Consider the following 17,204-nt stretch of genomic DNA (forward strand, 5'->3'; position numbering starts at 1 on the left):
GCGGAGCGTTACCAGATCGCTGGCAACACAAGGCCCATTCTGGTGTCAAACTAACCCGATTTTGCGCCCCCCATCAAGGGGGAAAATAATCTTACGAAGATTTTTTTGAAGGCATGATCCGCCTTTGGGTTCAAGAATCGCATGGATAACTCACTCACGCGACGGCGTATTCCACCGATTTTGGATCGTCCATGCGTTTGCTGGCCTCCAGAATCTCCATGCCGACCAGGTTCCCTTTCTTGTCGTAGTCCATGATGACGCCGGGTTTTTCTTCGTCGCTCTCTTCGACAGGTGTATTCGAGAAGAGGATGCGAAGAACATCGACTTCCGGGTCATAGGTCACTTTCATGGTGTTCTCCAGTACTTCTCGATCTTGCTGGTGCGATAGACCGTGACAACCACTGCGGGATCAGCCAGTGGGTTCACGATGACCCGGACCAGAAACAAGCGGCCATCCTCGAAACGCACCTGCGACTGACAGGCAATCAGGTCGTCCCGTTCCGCGACGACCTGCTGCGGGTGGCACAGAACCTCCTCCACGATCTCCGGGCCAATGCCACGCATTGCCATCTCCCGGGTGACGTGGCGCGAAAGGCGATGGTTCAAGAAAATCCTCCCATGCGATTGTCACCCCACATTTCAAAGACAGCCCTTTCTCCGACAGGGTTCCCGCCATCACATCGAAGGGAACGAAATCTGGTGGTGTCCACGGATGACCTGACCGATGGCTTTGGGCAATCAGGAAGCGCACGGACAACACACGCCTCAGCGCACGAGAATAAACAACCCCTGACCATCCCGTTCAATATTCAGCAGGAGCTGCCGTTGCGAGCGCCCGGCGGCCTTGGTCAGATCGTCGAACTCCTTGACGACCTGACGATTGACCGACAGGATGCGGTCACCAGGGCGCAAACCGATACGCCAAGCCGGTGAATTTTCCCGCACACTGGCGACCAGGATCCCCTCCCCGCCTTCTTCCCCTTTGCCGGTTTTGATTTCGAGCAGGGCACCCTCCAGACGGGGGTTGGCTTCCTTGCCTTCCAGACGCAACGACTCCGGCAAGGAGACGATGGCCTTGACCTCCTGGACCTTGCCATCACGGATAAACTTGATCTGAACCTCTTCACCCACCCGCACCAGACCGATGATGTTGCGCAGGGTGGCGGCGTTGCGGATTTCGCGGCCATTGGCTTCGATGACGACATCGCCCCGGCGCAACCCGGCACGTTGTGCCCCGGAACCGGGCACCACATTGCCCACCACGGCACCCCCCACCCGATCCAGGCCAAAGGCTGTGGCCAAATCTGCCGTCAAATCCTGGGATTGTACCCCCAGCAGACCGCGACGCACCTCGCCGTTGTCAACCAGTTGGGTCATGATTTGCCGGACCATGTTGACCGGGATGGCAAAACCGATCCCGACATTGCCACCACCACGGGCCAGAATGGCCGTATTGATGCCCACCAGTTCGCCACGCAGATTGACCAGGGCACCCCCGGAGTTGCCCGGATTGATGGAGGCATCGGTCTGAATGAAATCCTCGTATCCTTCGATACCCAAACCATTCCGACCCATGGCGCTGACGATACCAGAGGTCACCGTCGATCCCAGACCAAATGGATTGCCGATGGCCACCACAAAATCCCCGACCCGCAAATGATCCGAATCGCCAATGTGCAAAGCGGTCAGACGTTCTGCCGGAATCTGTACCACGGCAATGTCGGTCGCGGCATCTTCACCCACTTTGCGGGCCTGGAGATTGCGGCCATCCGCCAGGGTGATGGTAATCTCCTGGGCATTTTTGATCACATGATTGTTGGTCAGGACATACCCTTTGGCGGCATCCATCAACACCCCGGACCCCAGGCTGCGCTGGATTTGTTCGCGGGGCTGTGCCCGACTGTTCGGCATATCGAAAAAATATCGAAACAAGGGATCACTCAATAACGGATGGTCGGCGGTCTGGATGCGGGAACTCGTGTGAATATTGACCACAGCCGGCATCACTTTTTCCAGCATGGGGGCCAGGCTTGGCATGGGTGTACCCGCCACCTCAGTTGGCCAAAATCCGGCCTGGGAACCTGCCGGATACGCCAACAAGATCGATACGGACAATGCCATGCCCAACGACCGACGCCACAGGGAGCGCTTGTTGCCAAATCCGTCCATTGCCTCTCTCCTTTTTCGCTCAATCCACCCGCACGGGGGCCACCTCTCCAGTTTCGCGAAAATGGCGATAATCCGCCAGGATCAAAGCGTGGTCAAAGGCCAACTCGGTGGGAAGTTCCGCCAGGGTGAAAATTCCCAAAGACTTGGCATCATCCGCAGCCACGGGCATGCCTTCTCCCTCGGCCACATAGACCGGGGTGCAGGTATGCAGACGGGGATCCCGAGCCGGGTCCGAGTAGACACCCAGCAAGGTTCGCAACCGCACCTGCATGGAAATTTCTTCCTGGATTTCCCGCAAGGCGGCACGTTCCACCCGTTCCCCCCGATCCACAAAGCCGCCCGGCAAGGCCCAGCCAAGGGGAGGATTGCGCCTTTGGATCAAAACAATGGGTCGCTCGGGGCGATCCACGAGTTCGACGATGACATCCACGGTCAAATAGGGGGTCTCTGGGGAAAACATTTTAATTTCCTTTGGCTATGGGGTTGACTCGACGTGCCCCTCACGATGGGTGGCCCGTTCGAGAGCAGTCGTTAAATCCGTGTAGAAGGCAACAAAACTTTCCATCTTTATCCGATCAATTTGCAGATGACCCTGTCGGATCCAATCCGTCATTTTATTGCAGTCCCACGTTTCTCCCATGGCTTCTTCCAACTTTTTTTTCAGCGAGTTGGGTGAGGCATCATTGCCGGAAGACTCTTCCAGTTTCTGGCAACCCTGGTACGGATTCACTTTCCAGGCACACAGCAGCCAGGCCTCGGATTTTGGATTGGGCACCATGGGTACGCCCAGGCGATACCCCGCCATCTCAAACCCCCGGCGTATGGAATCCACTTTCAGTTTCCAAAAATTGACTGGTGAACTGCTGGTGCCATCGCTGTCGTTGAATAAAACAGCCATAACCCGAGCTGAATCTTCTCTACTGCCCCAGGCTTGCGCCTCCTGTCCCAGGGCTTGCGCCTGTCGTTCAAAATGCTTTACATCCCTCTTCCCGGGAGACAACACAGCATTTTGTCTTCTGATTTTAATCTTTTTCGCCAACTCGACCAACCTGCTTCGATGCAGCAGGCGCACAGATTCGGAGTCCAGGGGAGAGTCATTCAATTTTTGTTTGACCACACAATCCACCAGGGCAGCCATGGGTCCGGGATGAAAATCCTGCCCCATGGCATCAAACAGGTGCGGCGCACAGGCACCCATATCCGCCGGGCCTTCACCGCTCAATAAATACAATAATTTCATCTGTCACGGGTCTCTTCGCTTATCACTTCATCATCCCGGTCTTTTTCCAGGGCACTACGCACAACCTCATCCAGAGGCGTGTCCGCATAGACCTCACCGGGTCCCAAAGATGCGAGTTTTTCTGCCGGTGCCGGAAGATCAAAATAACGTCTGGCTCGCGTTATCCCTTGCGGAGTACGATACAATAAAATCACTCCTTCCCGGGCTACGTCATCTGGCAAAAAATTTAAAATCTGGGGACTATGCGTCGTTACAATGATCTGTTGTGGAGCATCCAACAGGTGTCGGACCAGTTTACCCACCAATTCCTGGTTCATGCCATTTTCGATTTCGTCGAAAAGCAATAAAGGATGCTGGGTCATGGTCTGGGCAAGGATGGCCAGTTGCCGCAAAAGACCATCATTAATATGGCGAGCCTCTGTTGTCATAAAGATATCATTATCTTTATAATGTTCAAAAAAGAGCATTTTCTTCCATCCCCCACGCAATGAAAGAACATCCAACGATTCAAAATCCGGGGCAAAATTTTTCAGATATTTTTCAAGAATATTTTTCTTGTCAATTGACAATTCCGAAAGAAACGCAGATAATTTTTCTCCGCCAATACCAATACCTTCTGCGGTTCTGGCTCGCTGACGCATCAGGTTGGGTGCCAATAGTTCCAGAGATTTTATTTCCTGAAAATATTTCTTTAATAAAATGATGGCTTGTTTATGTTGTCCAAGATTGGCCTCTTTCAATTGAGAAAGGATGGACCCTTGATATTCAAAAGAAATTGGATTTTCCGCACCCTGAGCCACCCAATATTTTCCATTCATAACGTGCAGGACATCTAGACGGTATGTTTTATCCTCAACGACCAAGGCATTTACATCAGCACACCCAAAGTATATTTTTTCCGAGGTGCATCGCAGTTGTACAATGTTGAATTTTCCCTCCCAACAGATTACATCATTATCAATAAGATCCAATACGACATGAAAACTAATAATTCGTTTCCGTTTTTCAAACGAGCAAAGCAGATCACTGGCAGACCACTCTCTTTGTACCAGCCATTCCTTTATATTACCACTCATTACCTGGGACAAAAAATCAATTGCCTGTAACAAAGTAGTTTTGCCCGCTCCGTTCAGTCCCACAAGACAGGTGAATTTGGCCAGAGGTATAGGAAAGCCTATCAGTGATTTGAAATTATCAATTTGTATCTCTTGGATCACGATCTGCTTTCCCAGGATCAATCAAAATCAATCTGCGAGAGACATCCGAAAGGCCACCACTTTTTAATTGAAACTGCAACAGAGAAAATATTTTTATATCACTGCATTATTTTTGCAACTGAAAAAGAAAAAAACCCTGGGGGAGTGAACTCCCCCAGACCCCCTCCTTTTTTTATTCGTTTTTTCAATAAGATGCCACTTTTGCCTGAATCCCGGTTTCATTGGCAACACGAACCTGCGCCTGTTCGGCCTCGGCCAGGTTTTGATAGGGACCGGAGCGCACTCTCTGGAAATTCTTGCCGTTCACATCGGCACTTTCCTGGAAGGCGGGCAGACCACTTTTGGTCACCTTTTGATGGAGTTCATTGGCGTTGGCCTTGTCGGTGAAGGCTCCCAGTTCCAGGTAGAAATTTCCCCGGACGGCACTGCTGCCACCCGCAGCCATGGCGGTTTGTTGCGGAACGGGTGCGGTATTCTGTTGGGTTTGCGGTGTCCCGCCGGAGGCCGGATGCGGCGGCAGTTCAACAGGGGATTGCACACCACCCGGGGCACGGGATTCAGGCACCGCCGGCAACAAATCCCCGCCTCCAACCACCCCACCCGCATGACCCATGCCACCACCACCTTGTTTACTGAAATCCAGGTAGGGACCCGGGCGGGAGGCATTCATGGCCGCCTCGGGCGACCGGAGAATCTGCGGACGTTGCCCGGGCGTGATCCGCCCCACTTCCGGTGCCTTTTCCGTCCCCTCTTCGGGGGGGGGTGCCAGGGCCGGCGTGATTTTTTGCACAATGGGCGTCGAAACAACCCCTCCCCCGCCGGCAAAATTCACCCCGCCCGCACCAGCCCTGCCCCGCCGTCCGGAGACCACAATCGGGCGCAGAAAAATGACAAGTTCGGTCTTGGTGATTTGATCATCGGTGTATTTGAACATGTTGCCCAACACCGGCAAATCCTGCAAGCCCGGCACACCCGAGGTGGTTTTGTCCATCTTGTCCTGCATCAACCCCCCCATCACGGCCACCTGACCACTGTGAACCCGCAACATGGACTCCATCTCCCGGACGCGAATCTCGGGAATGAGATTGGGGGATTCCACGCCGGTCAACGTGTTGCCCCGCACGAGACCCGGGTTGGGATCGTTGACCCAGCGGCTGATGCTGGAAATGGTGGGCCGGACATTCATGCTGACCACATCATTGGCATCGATCTGCGGCGTCACACTCATGACCAGACCCACCGGAACCGTGTGAATCTGGGTGTTGTACATCGGTGAATTGTGTTGGGTCGTCCCGGTCAGGGAGACAGTCGTGTTGCCACCCTGCGATGGCTGGGCACTCAGGGAAAAATATATTTTGTTTTCCACCACCTTGAGGATGGCGGTTTGATTGTTCAGGGCCATGATCTTGGGGCTGGACAGCACCTTGACATTGCCAAACTGCCCAAGGGCACGCACCGTGGCCGCCACGGTACTGTTTCCGCCACTGCCGCTGCTCTTGATGGGCAAGGAAAAAAACGGCATGCCGGCCCCGTTTCCGGAGTTATCCTTCCATTGCGAGCCATAATTGACCGCATCGGTGACCAGGCGACCCGCCGCATTCAGGATACCCGCCGGGGTATTGGTCAGGTTGACCCAGTCCACCCCTCCCTGATACCGATCATTCAATTCCACTTCAACCACGGTCGATTCGATCAAAACCTGCCGATGCACATTTTCCAACACCCGGTCCAGGAGTTCCCTGATCTGGGCATGCTGTGACGTGGTGGCAAAGATGGTCAAAACCCCCGCTTCCTGATTGATGGAGACGATGCCCGGCTTCTGGTTGCCATCCTGACCATCGGCACGGTTTTCTTCCTGGGCAAGGCGTTTCTGATTCTGGCTCAAGACCGATTGAATGCTGCGGGTCAAGGAGTCCCAGAACTGGTTTTTGGACCGGTTGACCATCCGGGTTTCCGACTGGTTGGAATCCACTCCCATGGCTTCTTTACGATTCCGCCTGCCACCATCGAGCTGCGACGAAATATTGATGGAACTCTCCGTCCCGCGATCCAGGTTGACATAATCGACCTGATACATGCGCATGAAAGGCCGATCCGGGGAGATGATGATCACATTGTCGCGAATCTGGTAACGCACATTGGCCTGTTTGGCCACCCGGCTCATGATCTGCGGCAAGGTCTGGTTGACGGCACTCAGGGTGATGCGGGCATTGATGCCGGGATAGATATCCACATTCATTTTGGCATCGCGGGCCAATCCGACCACAAAATCCCGCACCGGCATCTGGCTCACCGAAATGGTATACAGTTCGCCCCCGCGTTTGTCGTCCATCTCGTCCATGTCCGAACGGACTTCATCGTCACCAGCCGCAGAGGGACCCGTGCGCTCTTCGAAGGTGGATTCCGGCGGATGGGTCGGCTGGAGGTAATGTTCCTTGCTCGGCATCAGCGCAGATTTGTGGCCACAACCGGCCAACAAAGTACACGCCGCCAGAATCCCCAGCCAAACGGGGCCGGTTCTGCCCGCCAGCTTCTGCTCTTGAGCCGACCTTGTCTCTTGCCGCTTCATCCACGTCATCGCACCAGCCACCTTGCCGTCAAGAGATTGACCACTCCTGACCACAACCCGTTGCTTGCCAGCAGAACAGATTGATTTCAGGATTGAAAATCTAAAACCCGGATTTGACCCGCAGGTCATGTCCCGGCATGACCCTGAAGACAGCAATAGATGGACCAATGGTGAAAAAACAATCCGTTACGTTGTTGACAGGCCACCTTTGCGAACCTGGTGTTCTGCCATATATTCCAACCTGCCACCATGGGTGGTTATTCATTGCTTTATTCTGTCGATTTCTTTCACCTGATGGGTTAACATTTCATGGAAGTCGTCTTTCGCAACCGAAAGTTGGAAAAAGAATGTAACAGCATAAAGCTTCTGCAAAGGGCCTACGGGGTCAAGCAGGCCAGGTTGATTGCCAACCGTCTCACGGCACTTCGATCAGCGACCAATCTCGGAGATTTCTGGCCACCTTACAAACGCTTGGGACGTTGTCACGAATTGACGGAAAACCGTTCCGGACAGTTGTCCATGGACCTGGACCATCCATACCGCCTGATCTTCAAACCCAACAATGATCCCATTCCACAACGACCCGAAGGTGGAATCGACTGGCATCAGGTCACAGCCGTCAAGATCATTGGCGTGGAGGATACCCATGAGTAGGACGATTGCGAATCAATATGTCCCTGATTATGCCGTTCACCCCGGAGAAATCCTGGAAGAATACCTTTCCACGCTGGGAATGACCCAGACTGAGCTGTCTGCACGTACTGGTATTGTTCTCAAGCACATCAACGAGATCATCAAGGGCAAGGCTCCGGTCACACCCGAAACCGCTCTCAAACTGGAGCGTACCATCGGACACCCCGCCCATTTTTGGAACAACCTGCAAAAATTGTACGAAGAAACCCAGACCCGCCTGGACGACCGGGAGAGATTGGAAAACAATTTCGAGTGGTTGGGCATTGACTCAACTCAGCCTGCGTTACAAAAGCGCTGACCAGCTCTGGTTCACGTTCATCCATGAAGCGGGCCATCGCCTGCTGCCTTTCAATTTCATCTCTCGTGCCTTACTATCACCTGATATGAAACGTTTGCCGCAGGAGTCTGCCCCATGACTGACACCCCCGCCGCCACCACCCATTTCGGGTATCAGGAGATTCCTGTTGCCGACAAGGTTCACCACGTCGGGCAGGTTTTCGACGCCGTTGCCGACAAGTACGACCTGATGAACGACCTGATGTCCCTGGGAATTCATCGCCTTTGGAAACGCCATGCCATTCGGCGGTTGCGTCTATCGCCTGGCAATCGTGCCCTGGATCTGGCCGGAGGTACCGGGGATCTCGCCCGGCTGATGATGGAAAAAATGCACCATCATGGTCGTGTCACCCTGTGTGATATCAACGCCGCCATGCTTGCCGCCGGACGCCAGCGATTGACCGATGCCGGCCTGGTGGCCGGCATTGACTGGGTTCAGGGCAATGCAGAAAAATTGCCATTCAAAGACAACAGCTTTCACGCGGTCACCATCGGTTTCGGCATCCGCAATGTCACCCATATCGAGGCTGCCCTGGCCGAGATGGTGCGGGTATTGCGGCCCGGAGGTCAGTTGCTCTGTCTGGAATTTTCCCGCCTGGCCATCCCGCTCCTGCAACCCCTGTACGATGCCTATTCGTTCAAAATCCTGCCGGAACTGGGTGAACGGGTGGCCAACAATCGTGAAGCCTATCAATACCTGGCCGAATCCATTCGCCGCTTTCCCGACCAGAAAACCTTTAAATCCATGCTGGAAAAACAAGGTCTTTTCCGGGTCGATTATCTCAACCTCTCTGCCGGTATCGCCGCAATCCATTTCGGTTTCAAGGTGTGACCCATGTTTTCCCTGCTCCAAAAACCCCTGCAATGGCTCCCCACATCCGCTTCAGCCATCGGGCTTGGCATCACCATCAATCTGTTTTTTCTGCGCTATCCCGATCTCCAGGAACGGCTGCGCCTCCTGAGTGGCAAGATTTTTCGTTTTGATGTCGAGGATCTGCAACAGGAATATTTCATGGAAGTGGCCGAAGATGGCCGGGTGCGCATTCACACCTACTCGGATCCGGATCCCCACGTCACCATGGCCGGAACCAGCAAGGCTTTTCTCTCCCTGCTGTTCAATACCGCCGACCCGGACTCGCTCTTCTTTTCCCGTGAATTGAAAATGTCTGGAGAAACCGATACCGGTCTCCATTTCAAAAACATTCTGAACAATGTCGAGATCGATTGGGAAAAAGAGCTGGCAGCCTTTGTCAGCACCCCCGTGGCCATGGTCCTGAGCCGTCTGGCGCGCCAGGCCTACCAGAACGGCAACCAGGCTCGCGAAAGTATGGGGAAAGTCATGGAGCGCTGGATGGAACTTCATCAGGTGCCCCGCCAGAGGGACATGACCGCCTTTCGCACCGAAGTGGAAACCATGGAAAAACAGGTGGAACGTTTGGATAAACGCCTGGTTCGTCTCGGCCATCGGGTCGCGCTGCATACCGATGCCACAACCTCCGCCGGGAACTGAAAATCCTCTCCATGTTTGATACTCCCCGCACCCTGTTCCGACTGGCAGCCATTGTCCGCATCCTGGCTATTCATGACATTGAACCGATTTCCGAACGTTTCCTGCCCTACCGTCTCCTGACCTGGTTGGCCGGTCTCAATCCTGCCACCCATCGCTTCCGGAAAGACCATTCCGGCAGCGTCCGGATTCGCCTCGCCATGGAACGTCTGGGACCCACCTTCATCAAGTTCGGACAGGCCATCTCCACCCGCATGGACGCCATCCCCGAAGAGATGGGCCAGGAGATGAAAAAACTCCAGGACGACATTCCGCCTTTCCCGTTCGCCCAGGTGCGACAAATCGTGGAACGTTGTCTGGAAGGACCCCTGGAACAATTTTTTTCCCGTTTTGATGAAAAGCCTGTGGCGTCCGGTTCCATAGCCCAGGTCCATCATGCCTTTACCCGCCAGGGGCGCGAGGTGGCCGTCAAGGTCAAACGACCCGGCATCGATGCCGTGGTGAAGGCCGATATTCAAACCCTCTATTACCTGGCTGACCTGATCGAAGAGTACATTCCGGACTGGCGACGCTTCCATGTCCATCGGGTGGTGAACGAGTTTGCCGCCACGATCCGCAACGAAATGAACTTCCATCTGGAAGCTTCCCGGGCGCAGGAGTTTCGCATCAACTTTCTCAAGGATCCGGAACTCCATATTCCCGAGGTCTACTGGGCCTTCACCTCCCAGGATATTCTGACCCTGGAGTGGGTCTCCGGCATCCCCATCGATGAACTGTCCCACTTTCCCGGTGATCCCCTGGATGTGATCCATATTTCCAACAGTATCGTCAATGTCTTTTTCAAGCAGGTGTTTCGCGACGGATATTTTCATGCCGACCAGCATCCGGGCAATCTGTTGGTGCGCATGGATGGCACCTTGGTTGCCATCGATTTTGGCATCATCGGGCGCGTGGACATGCAGACCCGCATCTGGCTGGCGGACATGCTGCATGGTTTTCTGGAACGGGACTACAAAAAAGTGGCCCGTGTCCACCTGGATGCGGGATATATTCCGTACAATACCAATCTGGCCGACTTCGAAGAGGCCTGCCGCCAGATCGGGGAACCCATTTTTGGTCAACCTCTCAAGGATATTTCCCTGGCCCGCCTGCTGGCGCAACTGTTCAAAACCACCGAACGGTTTGCCATGGAGGTCCAACCCCAGCTATTGTTGCTGCAAAAGACCATGCTGACCCTGGAAGGGGTGGGCCGTGAAATCAATCCGAACCTCAATGTCTGGTTGCTGGCCGAGCCTCTGATCCGTGCCTGGATGAAGGAACACCTGGGTCCCAAGGGTAAGTTGCGAACCCTTGCCAAGGACGCCGGTGAAGTGGCCACCACACTGGGTTTGTTGCCCCAGGTGGCCCATACCGCCATCGAACGCCTGGCCCGCGATCAGTTTCGCCCTCGCCTCCATCCGGACACTCTGCACCTCCTGGAAGAGCGCATCAAGACAGGTTTCCGTGCCCAGGCCCATGCCCTGACGGGCGGGGCGTTCCTGATCGCCGCCGCCATCCTCGCCGCTGCCGATAAATCCATGTGGCTGATCATGCCATTGCTGTTCATGGCATTTTTCAATTTTCTGCGCACCCCGCGCAAGTCACGGTTGTAGCCGTGCAAAAACATGTCCATTCCAAAAGAAAGCGATTTTTGAAAAATCTGGCGAATTTCACGGTCTGGAAATGACCTGGAAAGAAAATGACAGACCATTCACACCAAGAACATGTCCCGAAATATGAGAAAATTGGAGGCATTATGAATCAAAACAAGGAGTTTGAGTTCTATGAATCCATATCCGTGAAAATGAATGAAGACATTCATTATTATAATCAAAGAAGAAAAAAATGGGGAAGATGGGCAAAATTCATGCGTTTTTTCTACTTCCTGTTTTTTTATGTCGGGGTTGCCTTGCCGGTATTCGATAAATTATTTTCTCAATACAGTCAAAACGAAATCTGGAAGCACACTTTCGAAATTTCGTTTGCCTTGATTTTCTTTTCCAGTGGTATTGCACAAGCCATGGAATATTTTGGCTGGCTCAAAGGTTGGCGACGGGTCAGTGTTACTGCACAAAAATTGGAGAATATCCGTAGCGCCATGGAATTGGAATATCAGGGAAACAAAATTGCAAATCTTCCATCAGACAAACTGGCCGCCATTTGTCAAGAACATTGGGGAAGATTCAAGGATGTGGTCATCCATGAAACCGACACCTGGGGGCATGACTTCAAAAAAGATCTCGATTCTTTCATGACTCCTGATAAAACTGTCCCATCAAAAAAAAATGGGGCTTGATCATCGAGGGAATTCACGGCCCCCCGGGTTGCCAGTTTCTGACCAGTTCCTGGGCCTGGGCAATCTGGTTTGGCGTCATCTTGCGGGCCACGGCAGCACAATATGAACACGGTGGATCGACTCTGTCTGTTGCAGGTGCCGTTTTCCTGTCCGGACTTTTGTTTCCTCTGGCCCTCTCCGCCAGGGCCTGCCACATGTATGATTTAATATAATCTTTTTGAAAACCCTGGCCTTTTTCATACATCCAGCCCAGATTTCTCCGGGCCAGGGCATTTCCCTGATTGGCCGCCAGGAGAAACCATTTGGCAGCCTCCTGATAATTTTTTTTGACCCCCCTGCCATTATCGAACAAGGTCCCCACCCCATTCTGTGCCCTGGCATCGCCCTGTTCAGCCGCCAAACGCAACCAGCGCATGGCCTCCTTGTCATCCTGTCTGCCCCCCCGGCCATCCAGATACAGGTGTCCCAACCTGGATTGGGCCGTCACATGCCCCTGTTCCGCAGCCCGCAAAAGATCCGCAAACTCCCCCGCCAGGACAGGACCTGCCATCGCCACATGAATCGTGATCATGGCCCAGACAATCGGGACCCCTGTCGGTAACGAAATCAATCTGGAGAGCGCCTGGAGGACAATCATGCAAAATCCCTTCTTGAGAACCTTTTCCTTGGCCGGGAATTGTTGGTATGCTGCGAGCCGGTTATTTCGTTATGGATGCAACCTGCACAGGACTATACCATGCTCAAACTGTCTGTCGTCAGCCTGATCGTCACGTTGGCCATGATTTCGGGTTGCTCCAAATCCGAAGAGAAGAAGGACGGGAACAAATCTGAGGCAGCCGCTTCCGGAGTCCCTGCAGGTGCCGGAACCGTCACCCACAAGGACGGCATGACCACGGTCCAGATTGTGCCACCCGGAGCAGGTGGCAAAGCGACGGTCGCACCACCCGTACCCCCTGTTGCCCCCAGCAATAAGCCAGCTCCGGCTCCTGCCGCACCCGCTGCTCCCCCTGCAGCCGGAAAGCCGGTGCCCGGCCAACCATCCCCGGCAGCTTCGGCAGCAGATCCCAAAACCATGCTGCAAGGTCCCCTGACCGTCACCCCATCCGATCCCAACAAAAAAACTGCGGGAACCATGACCATTCCGCAATCCGGCAAGGTGGCCGAGGTCATCCAAACCGAAAGTTATTCCTATGTCCGCATCGAAACAGAAGGGTGGCCCCTCTGGTTGGCGACCAATCGTTTGAATGTCAAGACAGGAGAAATGGTTCACTGGGGACAGTATTCCGTCATGCGGAATTTTTTCAGTAAAAGCTTGAATCAAACCTTCCCCATGCTGCTCATGGTGGGCGAAATCCTGCCAGGTGCTGGCCCGGTCCCATCTGCCACTTCATCGTCCAATCAGGGCAAGGCGCATGCAGTCTTTCAGGCCGGTGGGTATACCTACATCCAGGTTGACAGTGACAAGGGACCCTGGTTGGCCGTACCAAGCACGCAGGTCAATTCAGGACAGATCGTCTCCTGGAGTTCGGGTACGGTCATGCGCAACTTTACCAGCAAAACCCTGGATCGTACCTTTGAAGAGATCCAGTTCCTCGGCAGCATTACGGTAAAATAGAAACAGTCTGCTCCAGGCGTCCCTGTTGCCAAGGTCGTCGCACACGACAGCTTGCCGGCTGGGGCTATGATGCCAACTGGTCCAGGCTCCCGTTGCCAAGGTCATAGTACCAGGCATGCAGCGACAGTGTGCCCTTGTGGACACGCTCACGAATCCATGGAAATGTCATGAGATTTTTTCTGGAATGGATGGCTGCCGCCTTTTCGCATGCATGCATCCTTTCAGACTCCGAGAGGTTTCCACCCAACTGGCGCACCTGCTCGATGGCATCTGCGGCAATGAACATCCACTGATCCAGAAAATCGCTCTTCCAATTGCTGCTTTTCCCGGACATGAGGGTCTTGATACCCCCGCAGTTGGCATGTCCAAGAACGACGACATGTTTCACCTGCAAGCCGGTCACGGCAAATTCCAATGCCGCACTGGTCCCGTGATAACGGCCTTCAGACTCGAAAGGTGGCACCAGATTCGCCACATTACGAATGACAAAAACATCGCCTGGGGCCACATCAAATATGATGGCCGGATCCACACGCGAATCGCAACAGGCAACGATGGCCACCTCGGGTGATTGTCCTCTGGCAAGTTCGAGCAACGCTTCACGATTCTTGGAAAAATATCCGGCAAGAAATCTTTGGTAACCATCTAGCAGTCGAGTCGGCATGATTGCATTTCCCTGGACAAAGGTTCACGGACGACCAGCAACGCTGTGCAACACATCACCAGCGTCGTACTGAAACACATGATCTGGCAGATGCGATATGAAAAGCTTCTGGTCATTCACTCTGCGTCACCATATTGGACTGTTCGCCATATGCACATGACGACGTTGGGACAGTATGGTACCATCTTTTCCATGGTCGCTCCGCACAAAATCGGGTCGGGTTGATCATTTCTTAAAAATCCCACATAAAATAGAATAATATCTGCAATGTATCCCCAACCTGCCCTGGGAATATCCGGTTTGTGACTGGAGCATGCGACGGTGATGAAATGATGAAATGGAAGTTCACGATGCCCATGTCCGCTTCTGTGATCGTCATCCTGCAATCACTCAGAAATGAGTTCCTGGCCACGATCCTGGTCGGAGTGGTAACAGTTTTGCTGATTCCCCTGATGCATCATCTCCTGTTGGCCAATATTCTTATGATTTATCTGCTGTTGGTATTTCTGGTCGCCGTCAAGATCGGACGCCGGGGATCCATCCTGGCATCTTTTCTCAGTATCCTGACTTTTGCTTATTTTTTTGTCCCTCCGCACTTTTCATTTGTGATTATTGATACTCAATATTGGCTGATTCTTGCTTTCATGTTGCCCATTGCTTTGATTACGGCCCATCTGACCACCGGGTTACGCACCCAGGTAACGATTGCTGAAAACAGGGAACGCCGCATTCTTTCCTTATATGAACTATCCAGTGTATTGACCGGTATTGTCACACCCAATCAGATCGTCGCTCCCTGTCATCGATTTATCGAAACCAACTTTGATGCCGGTGCAATTATTATTTTTCCTAATGAAAACAACATACTATCTTCTGAAGAATACCACCCGGCAACGTTGAATATGGATATGGCACAATCGGTATTCAAACAATATGGAACCCCCTGGAAGGATGTCATTTCACGTTGGTGCGATCATTCGTTATATATTCCTCTCCAGGGGAGCGTCGAAAATCACGGCATTCTGGTATTGACCTTGAACAAACCCCAACGTGAATTACCGGATGAACAGGCCTCGCTCCTGAAAACCTGCGTGACCCTGATTGGTTTGGCGCTGGAACGCTTGAGCTATGCCGTCAAAGCCCGGCATGCCGCTTTGGAAATCGAGTCGGAAAGATTACGGAACGCCTTGTTGGCCAGTCTTTCGCATGACATGCGCACGCCGATTGCCGCCATGGCCGGACTTGCTGATGCCATGCAATTGAGTTCTCCCCCTTTATCCCCTACCCATATGAGTTTGTTGGACACCATGCGCAAGCAGGTGCGATTCATTCTGTCTGATATCGATAAATTATTGGACATGGCGCGTCTGCAAGTCGATCATGTGATACTCCACAGGGAATGGCAACTTTTGGAGGAAGTGATCGGCTCGGCCATCAAGACCAGCGCCCATGTCCTGGAAGGTTACGAAGTCCAGATTGAAATGGATGATAAACTTCCCTTGCTGGAAATGGATGCCATGCTGATGGAACGTGTCTTTTGCAATCTTCTGGAAAATGCCACACGTCACACACCCGTTGGCAGCCGGATTGAAATTGGTGTCTATGCCAGAGATGGGCAGGTGATTGTCCAGGTGAAAGATAATGGTCCCGGTTTTCCTCCCGGCATGGAAGAATCGATGTTTGAAAAATTCATGCACGGCAAATCGCGAACCGGTACGAGTGGTGTTGGTTTGGGCTTGGCGATTGTCCGGGCTGTACTCAAGGCCCATGGCGGAATCATCCATGCTGAAAACCGCCCCGAGGGAGGGGCATGCATCGAATTTTCCTTGCCCGTTGGCAACCCCCCTCTTGTTGCAGCCGATGTGGAGAAATTCATATGACAGAATCCTTGCGCAATGCAGTCTTGATTGAAGACGAGGCTCTGGTGCGTAATTATGTAGCCATGGCCTTGGGAGCTTCCGGTTTCAAGGTATGGGAATCGGAGACGGCGGCCCAGGGTCTTCAGGAAACCACTGCTCATCACCCGGATTTGATCATTCTTGATCTGGGGCTGCCAGACCGGGATGGTGTCGATGTCATCCGGGAACTGCGGCTCAGTTGTGATACCCCCATTCTGGTCCTGTCGGTACGCACCGAAGAGGGACAAAAAGTCGAGGCCCTGGATGCCGGCGCGGATGACTACTTGACCAAGCCTTTCGGGGTGCCGGAATTGCAGGCCCGGGTGCGGGCCGTGTTGCGCCGAACCCAGAGAAAAGGGGACGAATCATCGACAAATGGCCATATTTTCGATTTTGGTGATATTCGTGTGGACGTGGAACTCCGGCGCGTGACCCGTGCCGGTCAGGCCATCCATTTGACCCCCATCGAATATCGGATTCTGACCCTTCTGGTGGCCAACGTGGGTCGGGTGCTGACCCATCGGCAAATCCTGCGCGATGTCTGGGGTCCAGGTTATGTGGATCGTCCACATTATCTCCGGGTGTTCATGGCGGGACTGCGCCGAAAAATTGAAAGCGAACCCGCCAATCCAAAATATATCCTGACAGAAACTGGTATCGGTTATCGGCTTGTCCAATAAACTTCAACATGTCATGGACAAATGATCCATATCCGGCCACCATCGTCTGCAAGCCATATGTGGTCAAAATCCGGGAGTTGAACCGCCTGGAAGCTGCCATTGCACTGGAACAATGAACAACTTGTGCGGTCTGATATTTGCATTGACCTGACTGGTCGGAACGACATTCGCCGACAGACAAACTCAGATTGACTCCTTAATGATTGCGCAATCATGAGCCGTATCTTCAACCCATCTTCGCAGCTTTGCCCATTTTTCGAGCTGTTTTTGAGATGATTTCA

Annotated in this window: 18 protein-coding genes; 9 read left to right on the top strand and 9 right to left on the bottom strand. The window is 53.2% G+C overall.

Annotation, left to right across the window (positions count from 1 at the left end; all coding sequences use genetic code 11):
* Positions 1-154: 154 nt before the first annotated feature.
* The 7 genes from HQL65_09450 to mshL form a co-directional block, all read right to left on the bottom strand.
* Positions 155-349 carry a DUF2283 domain-containing protein gene (locus HQL65_09450; GenBank protein ID MBF0136452.1) on the bottom strand — a complete coding sequence of 65 codons (195 nt, stop codon included), beginning with the start codon at positions 347-349 and terminating at the stop codon, positions 155-157.
* The gene (locus tag HQL65_09455; GenBank protein MBF0136453.1) at positions 346-606 is read right to left on the bottom strand and encodes a DUF4258 domain-containing protein; all 261 of its coding nucleotides are present in this window, start codon (positions 604-606) and stop codon (positions 346-348) included. Before HQL65_09455 ends, HQL65_09450 begins: the two co-directional genes overlap by 4 nt.
* A 159-nt stretch (positions 607-765) precedes the next feature.
* Positions 766-2,169: a DegQ family serine endoprotease gene (locus HQL65_09460; GenBank protein MBF0136454.1), complete on the bottom strand. Its 1,404-nt coding sequence runs from the start codon at positions 2,167-2,169 to the stop codon at positions 766-768.
* A gap of 19 nt (positions 2,170-2,188) precedes the next feature.
* On the bottom strand, positions 2,189-2,629 hold the full coding sequence (locus HQL65_09465) for an NUDIX hydrolase (GenBank protein ID MBF0136455.1): 441 nt from the start codon (positions 2,627-2,629) through the stop codon (positions 2,189-2,191).
* A gap of 15 nt (positions 2,630-2,644) precedes the next feature.
* Positions 2,645-3,409, bottom strand: a complete 765-nt coding sequence (locus HQL65_09470; protein MBF0136456.1) for a hypothetical protein — start codon at positions 3,407-3,409, stop codon at positions 2,645-2,647.
* Positions 3,406-4,626, bottom strand: a complete 1,221-nt coding sequence (locus HQL65_09475; GenBank protein MBF0136457.1) for an AAA family ATPase — start codon at positions 4,624-4,626, stop codon at positions 3,406-3,408. Before HQL65_09475 ends, HQL65_09470 begins: the two co-directional genes overlap by 4 nt.
* Positions 4,627-4,810: 184 nt before the next feature.
* Positions 4,811-7,204, bottom strand: a complete 2,394-nt coding sequence (mshL, locus tag HQL65_09480) for a pilus (MSHA type) biogenesis protein MshL (GenBank protein MBF0136458.1) — start codon at positions 7,202-7,204, stop codon at positions 4,811-4,813.
* A gap of 300 nt (positions 7,205-7,504) precedes the next feature.
* Between mshL and HQL65_09485 the strand changes: the two genes are divergently transcribed.
* The 6 genes from HQL65_09485 (at position 7,505) to HQL65_09510 (ending at position 12,066) form a co-directional block, all read left to right on the top strand.
* Entirely contained in the window at positions 7,505-7,849 is a 345-nt protein-coding gene (locus HQL65_09485; protein MBF0136459.1) for a killer suppression protein, read from the top strand.
* Positions 7,842-8,186: a HigA family addiction module antidote protein gene (locus HQL65_09490; protein MBF0136460.1), complete on the top strand. Its 345-nt coding sequence runs from the start codon at positions 7,842-7,844 to the stop codon at positions 8,184-8,186. Before HQL65_09485 ends, HQL65_09490 begins: the two co-directional genes overlap by 8 nt.
* A 114-nt stretch (positions 8,187-8,300) precedes the next feature.
* On the top strand, positions 8,301-9,056 hold the full coding sequence (ubiE, locus tag HQL65_09495; GenBank protein MBF0136461.1) for a bifunctional demethylmenaquinone methyltransferase/2-methoxy-6-polyprenyl-1,4-benzoquinol methylase UbiE: 756 nt from the start codon (positions 8,301-8,303) through the stop codon (positions 9,054-9,056).
* 3 nt (positions 9,057-9,059) lie between these two features.
* Positions 9,060-9,734: an SCP2 sterol-binding domain-containing protein gene (locus HQL65_09500; protein ID MBF0136462.1), complete on the top strand. Its 675-nt coding sequence runs from the start codon at positions 9,060-9,062 to the stop codon at positions 9,732-9,734.
* A gap of 11 nt (positions 9,735-9,745) precedes the next feature.
* Positions 9,746-11,383: a 2-polyprenylphenol 6-hydroxylase gene (gene ubiB, locus HQL65_09505; GenBank protein MBF0136463.1), complete on the top strand. Its 1,638-nt coding sequence runs from the start codon at positions 9,746-9,748 to the stop codon at positions 11,381-11,383.
* Between the two features lie 86 nt (positions 11,384-11,469).
* Entirely contained in the window at positions 11,470-12,066 is a 597-nt protein-coding gene (locus tag HQL65_09510) for an SLATT domain-containing protein (GenBank protein ID MBF0136464.1), read from the top strand.
* Positions 12,067-12,079: 13 nt separating this feature from the next.
* Here HQL65_09510 and HQL65_09515 read toward each other — a convergent pair whose 3' ends face one another.
* Positions 12,080-12,703, bottom strand: coding sequence for a sel1 repeat family protein (locus HQL65_09515; protein MBF0136465.1), 624 nt, complete (start codon positions 12,701-12,703; stop codon positions 12,080-12,082).
* Positions 12,704-12,802: 99 nt separating this feature from the next.
* Between HQL65_09515 and HQL65_09520 the strand changes: the two genes are divergently transcribed.
* Positions 12,803-13,681 (top strand): hypothetical protein, encoded by an 879-nt coding sequence (locus HQL65_09520; GenBank protein MBF0136466.1) that lies wholly within the window; start codon positions 12,803-12,805, stop codon positions 13,679-13,681.
* Between the two features lie 64 nt (positions 13,682-13,745).
* Here the strand turns inward: HQL65_09520 and HQL65_09525 are convergent, their stop codons facing one another.
* Positions 13,746-14,345: a carbonic anhydrase gene (locus tag HQL65_09525; GenBank protein ID MBF0136467.1), complete on the bottom strand. Its 600-nt coding sequence runs from the start codon at positions 14,343-14,345 to the stop codon at positions 13,746-13,748.
* 356 nt (positions 14,346-14,701) lie between these two features.
* On the opposite strand from HQL65_09525, the gene HQL65_09530 reads away from it, so the two are divergent.
* Together HQL65_09530 and HQL65_09535 are read left to right on the top strand one after the other, a co-directional pair.
* The gene (locus HQL65_09530; protein MBF0136468.1) at positions 14,702-16,225 is read left to right on the top strand and encodes a DUF4118 domain-containing protein; all 1,524 of its coding nucleotides are present in this window, start codon (positions 14,702-14,704) and stop codon (positions 16,223-16,225) included.
* Positions 16,222-16,923 (top strand): response regulator, encoded by a 702-nt coding sequence (locus tag HQL65_09535; GenBank protein ID MBF0136469.1) that lies wholly within the window; start codon positions 16,222-16,224, stop codon positions 16,921-16,923. Before HQL65_09530 ends, HQL65_09535 begins: the two co-directional genes overlap by 4 nt.
* Positions 16,924-17,204 lie beyond the last annotated feature (281 nt).

Source organism: Magnetococcales bacterium (assembly GCA_015228935.1).
Lineage (GTDB): Bacteria > Pseudomonadota > Magnetococcia > Magnetococcales > DC0425bin3 > HA3dbin3.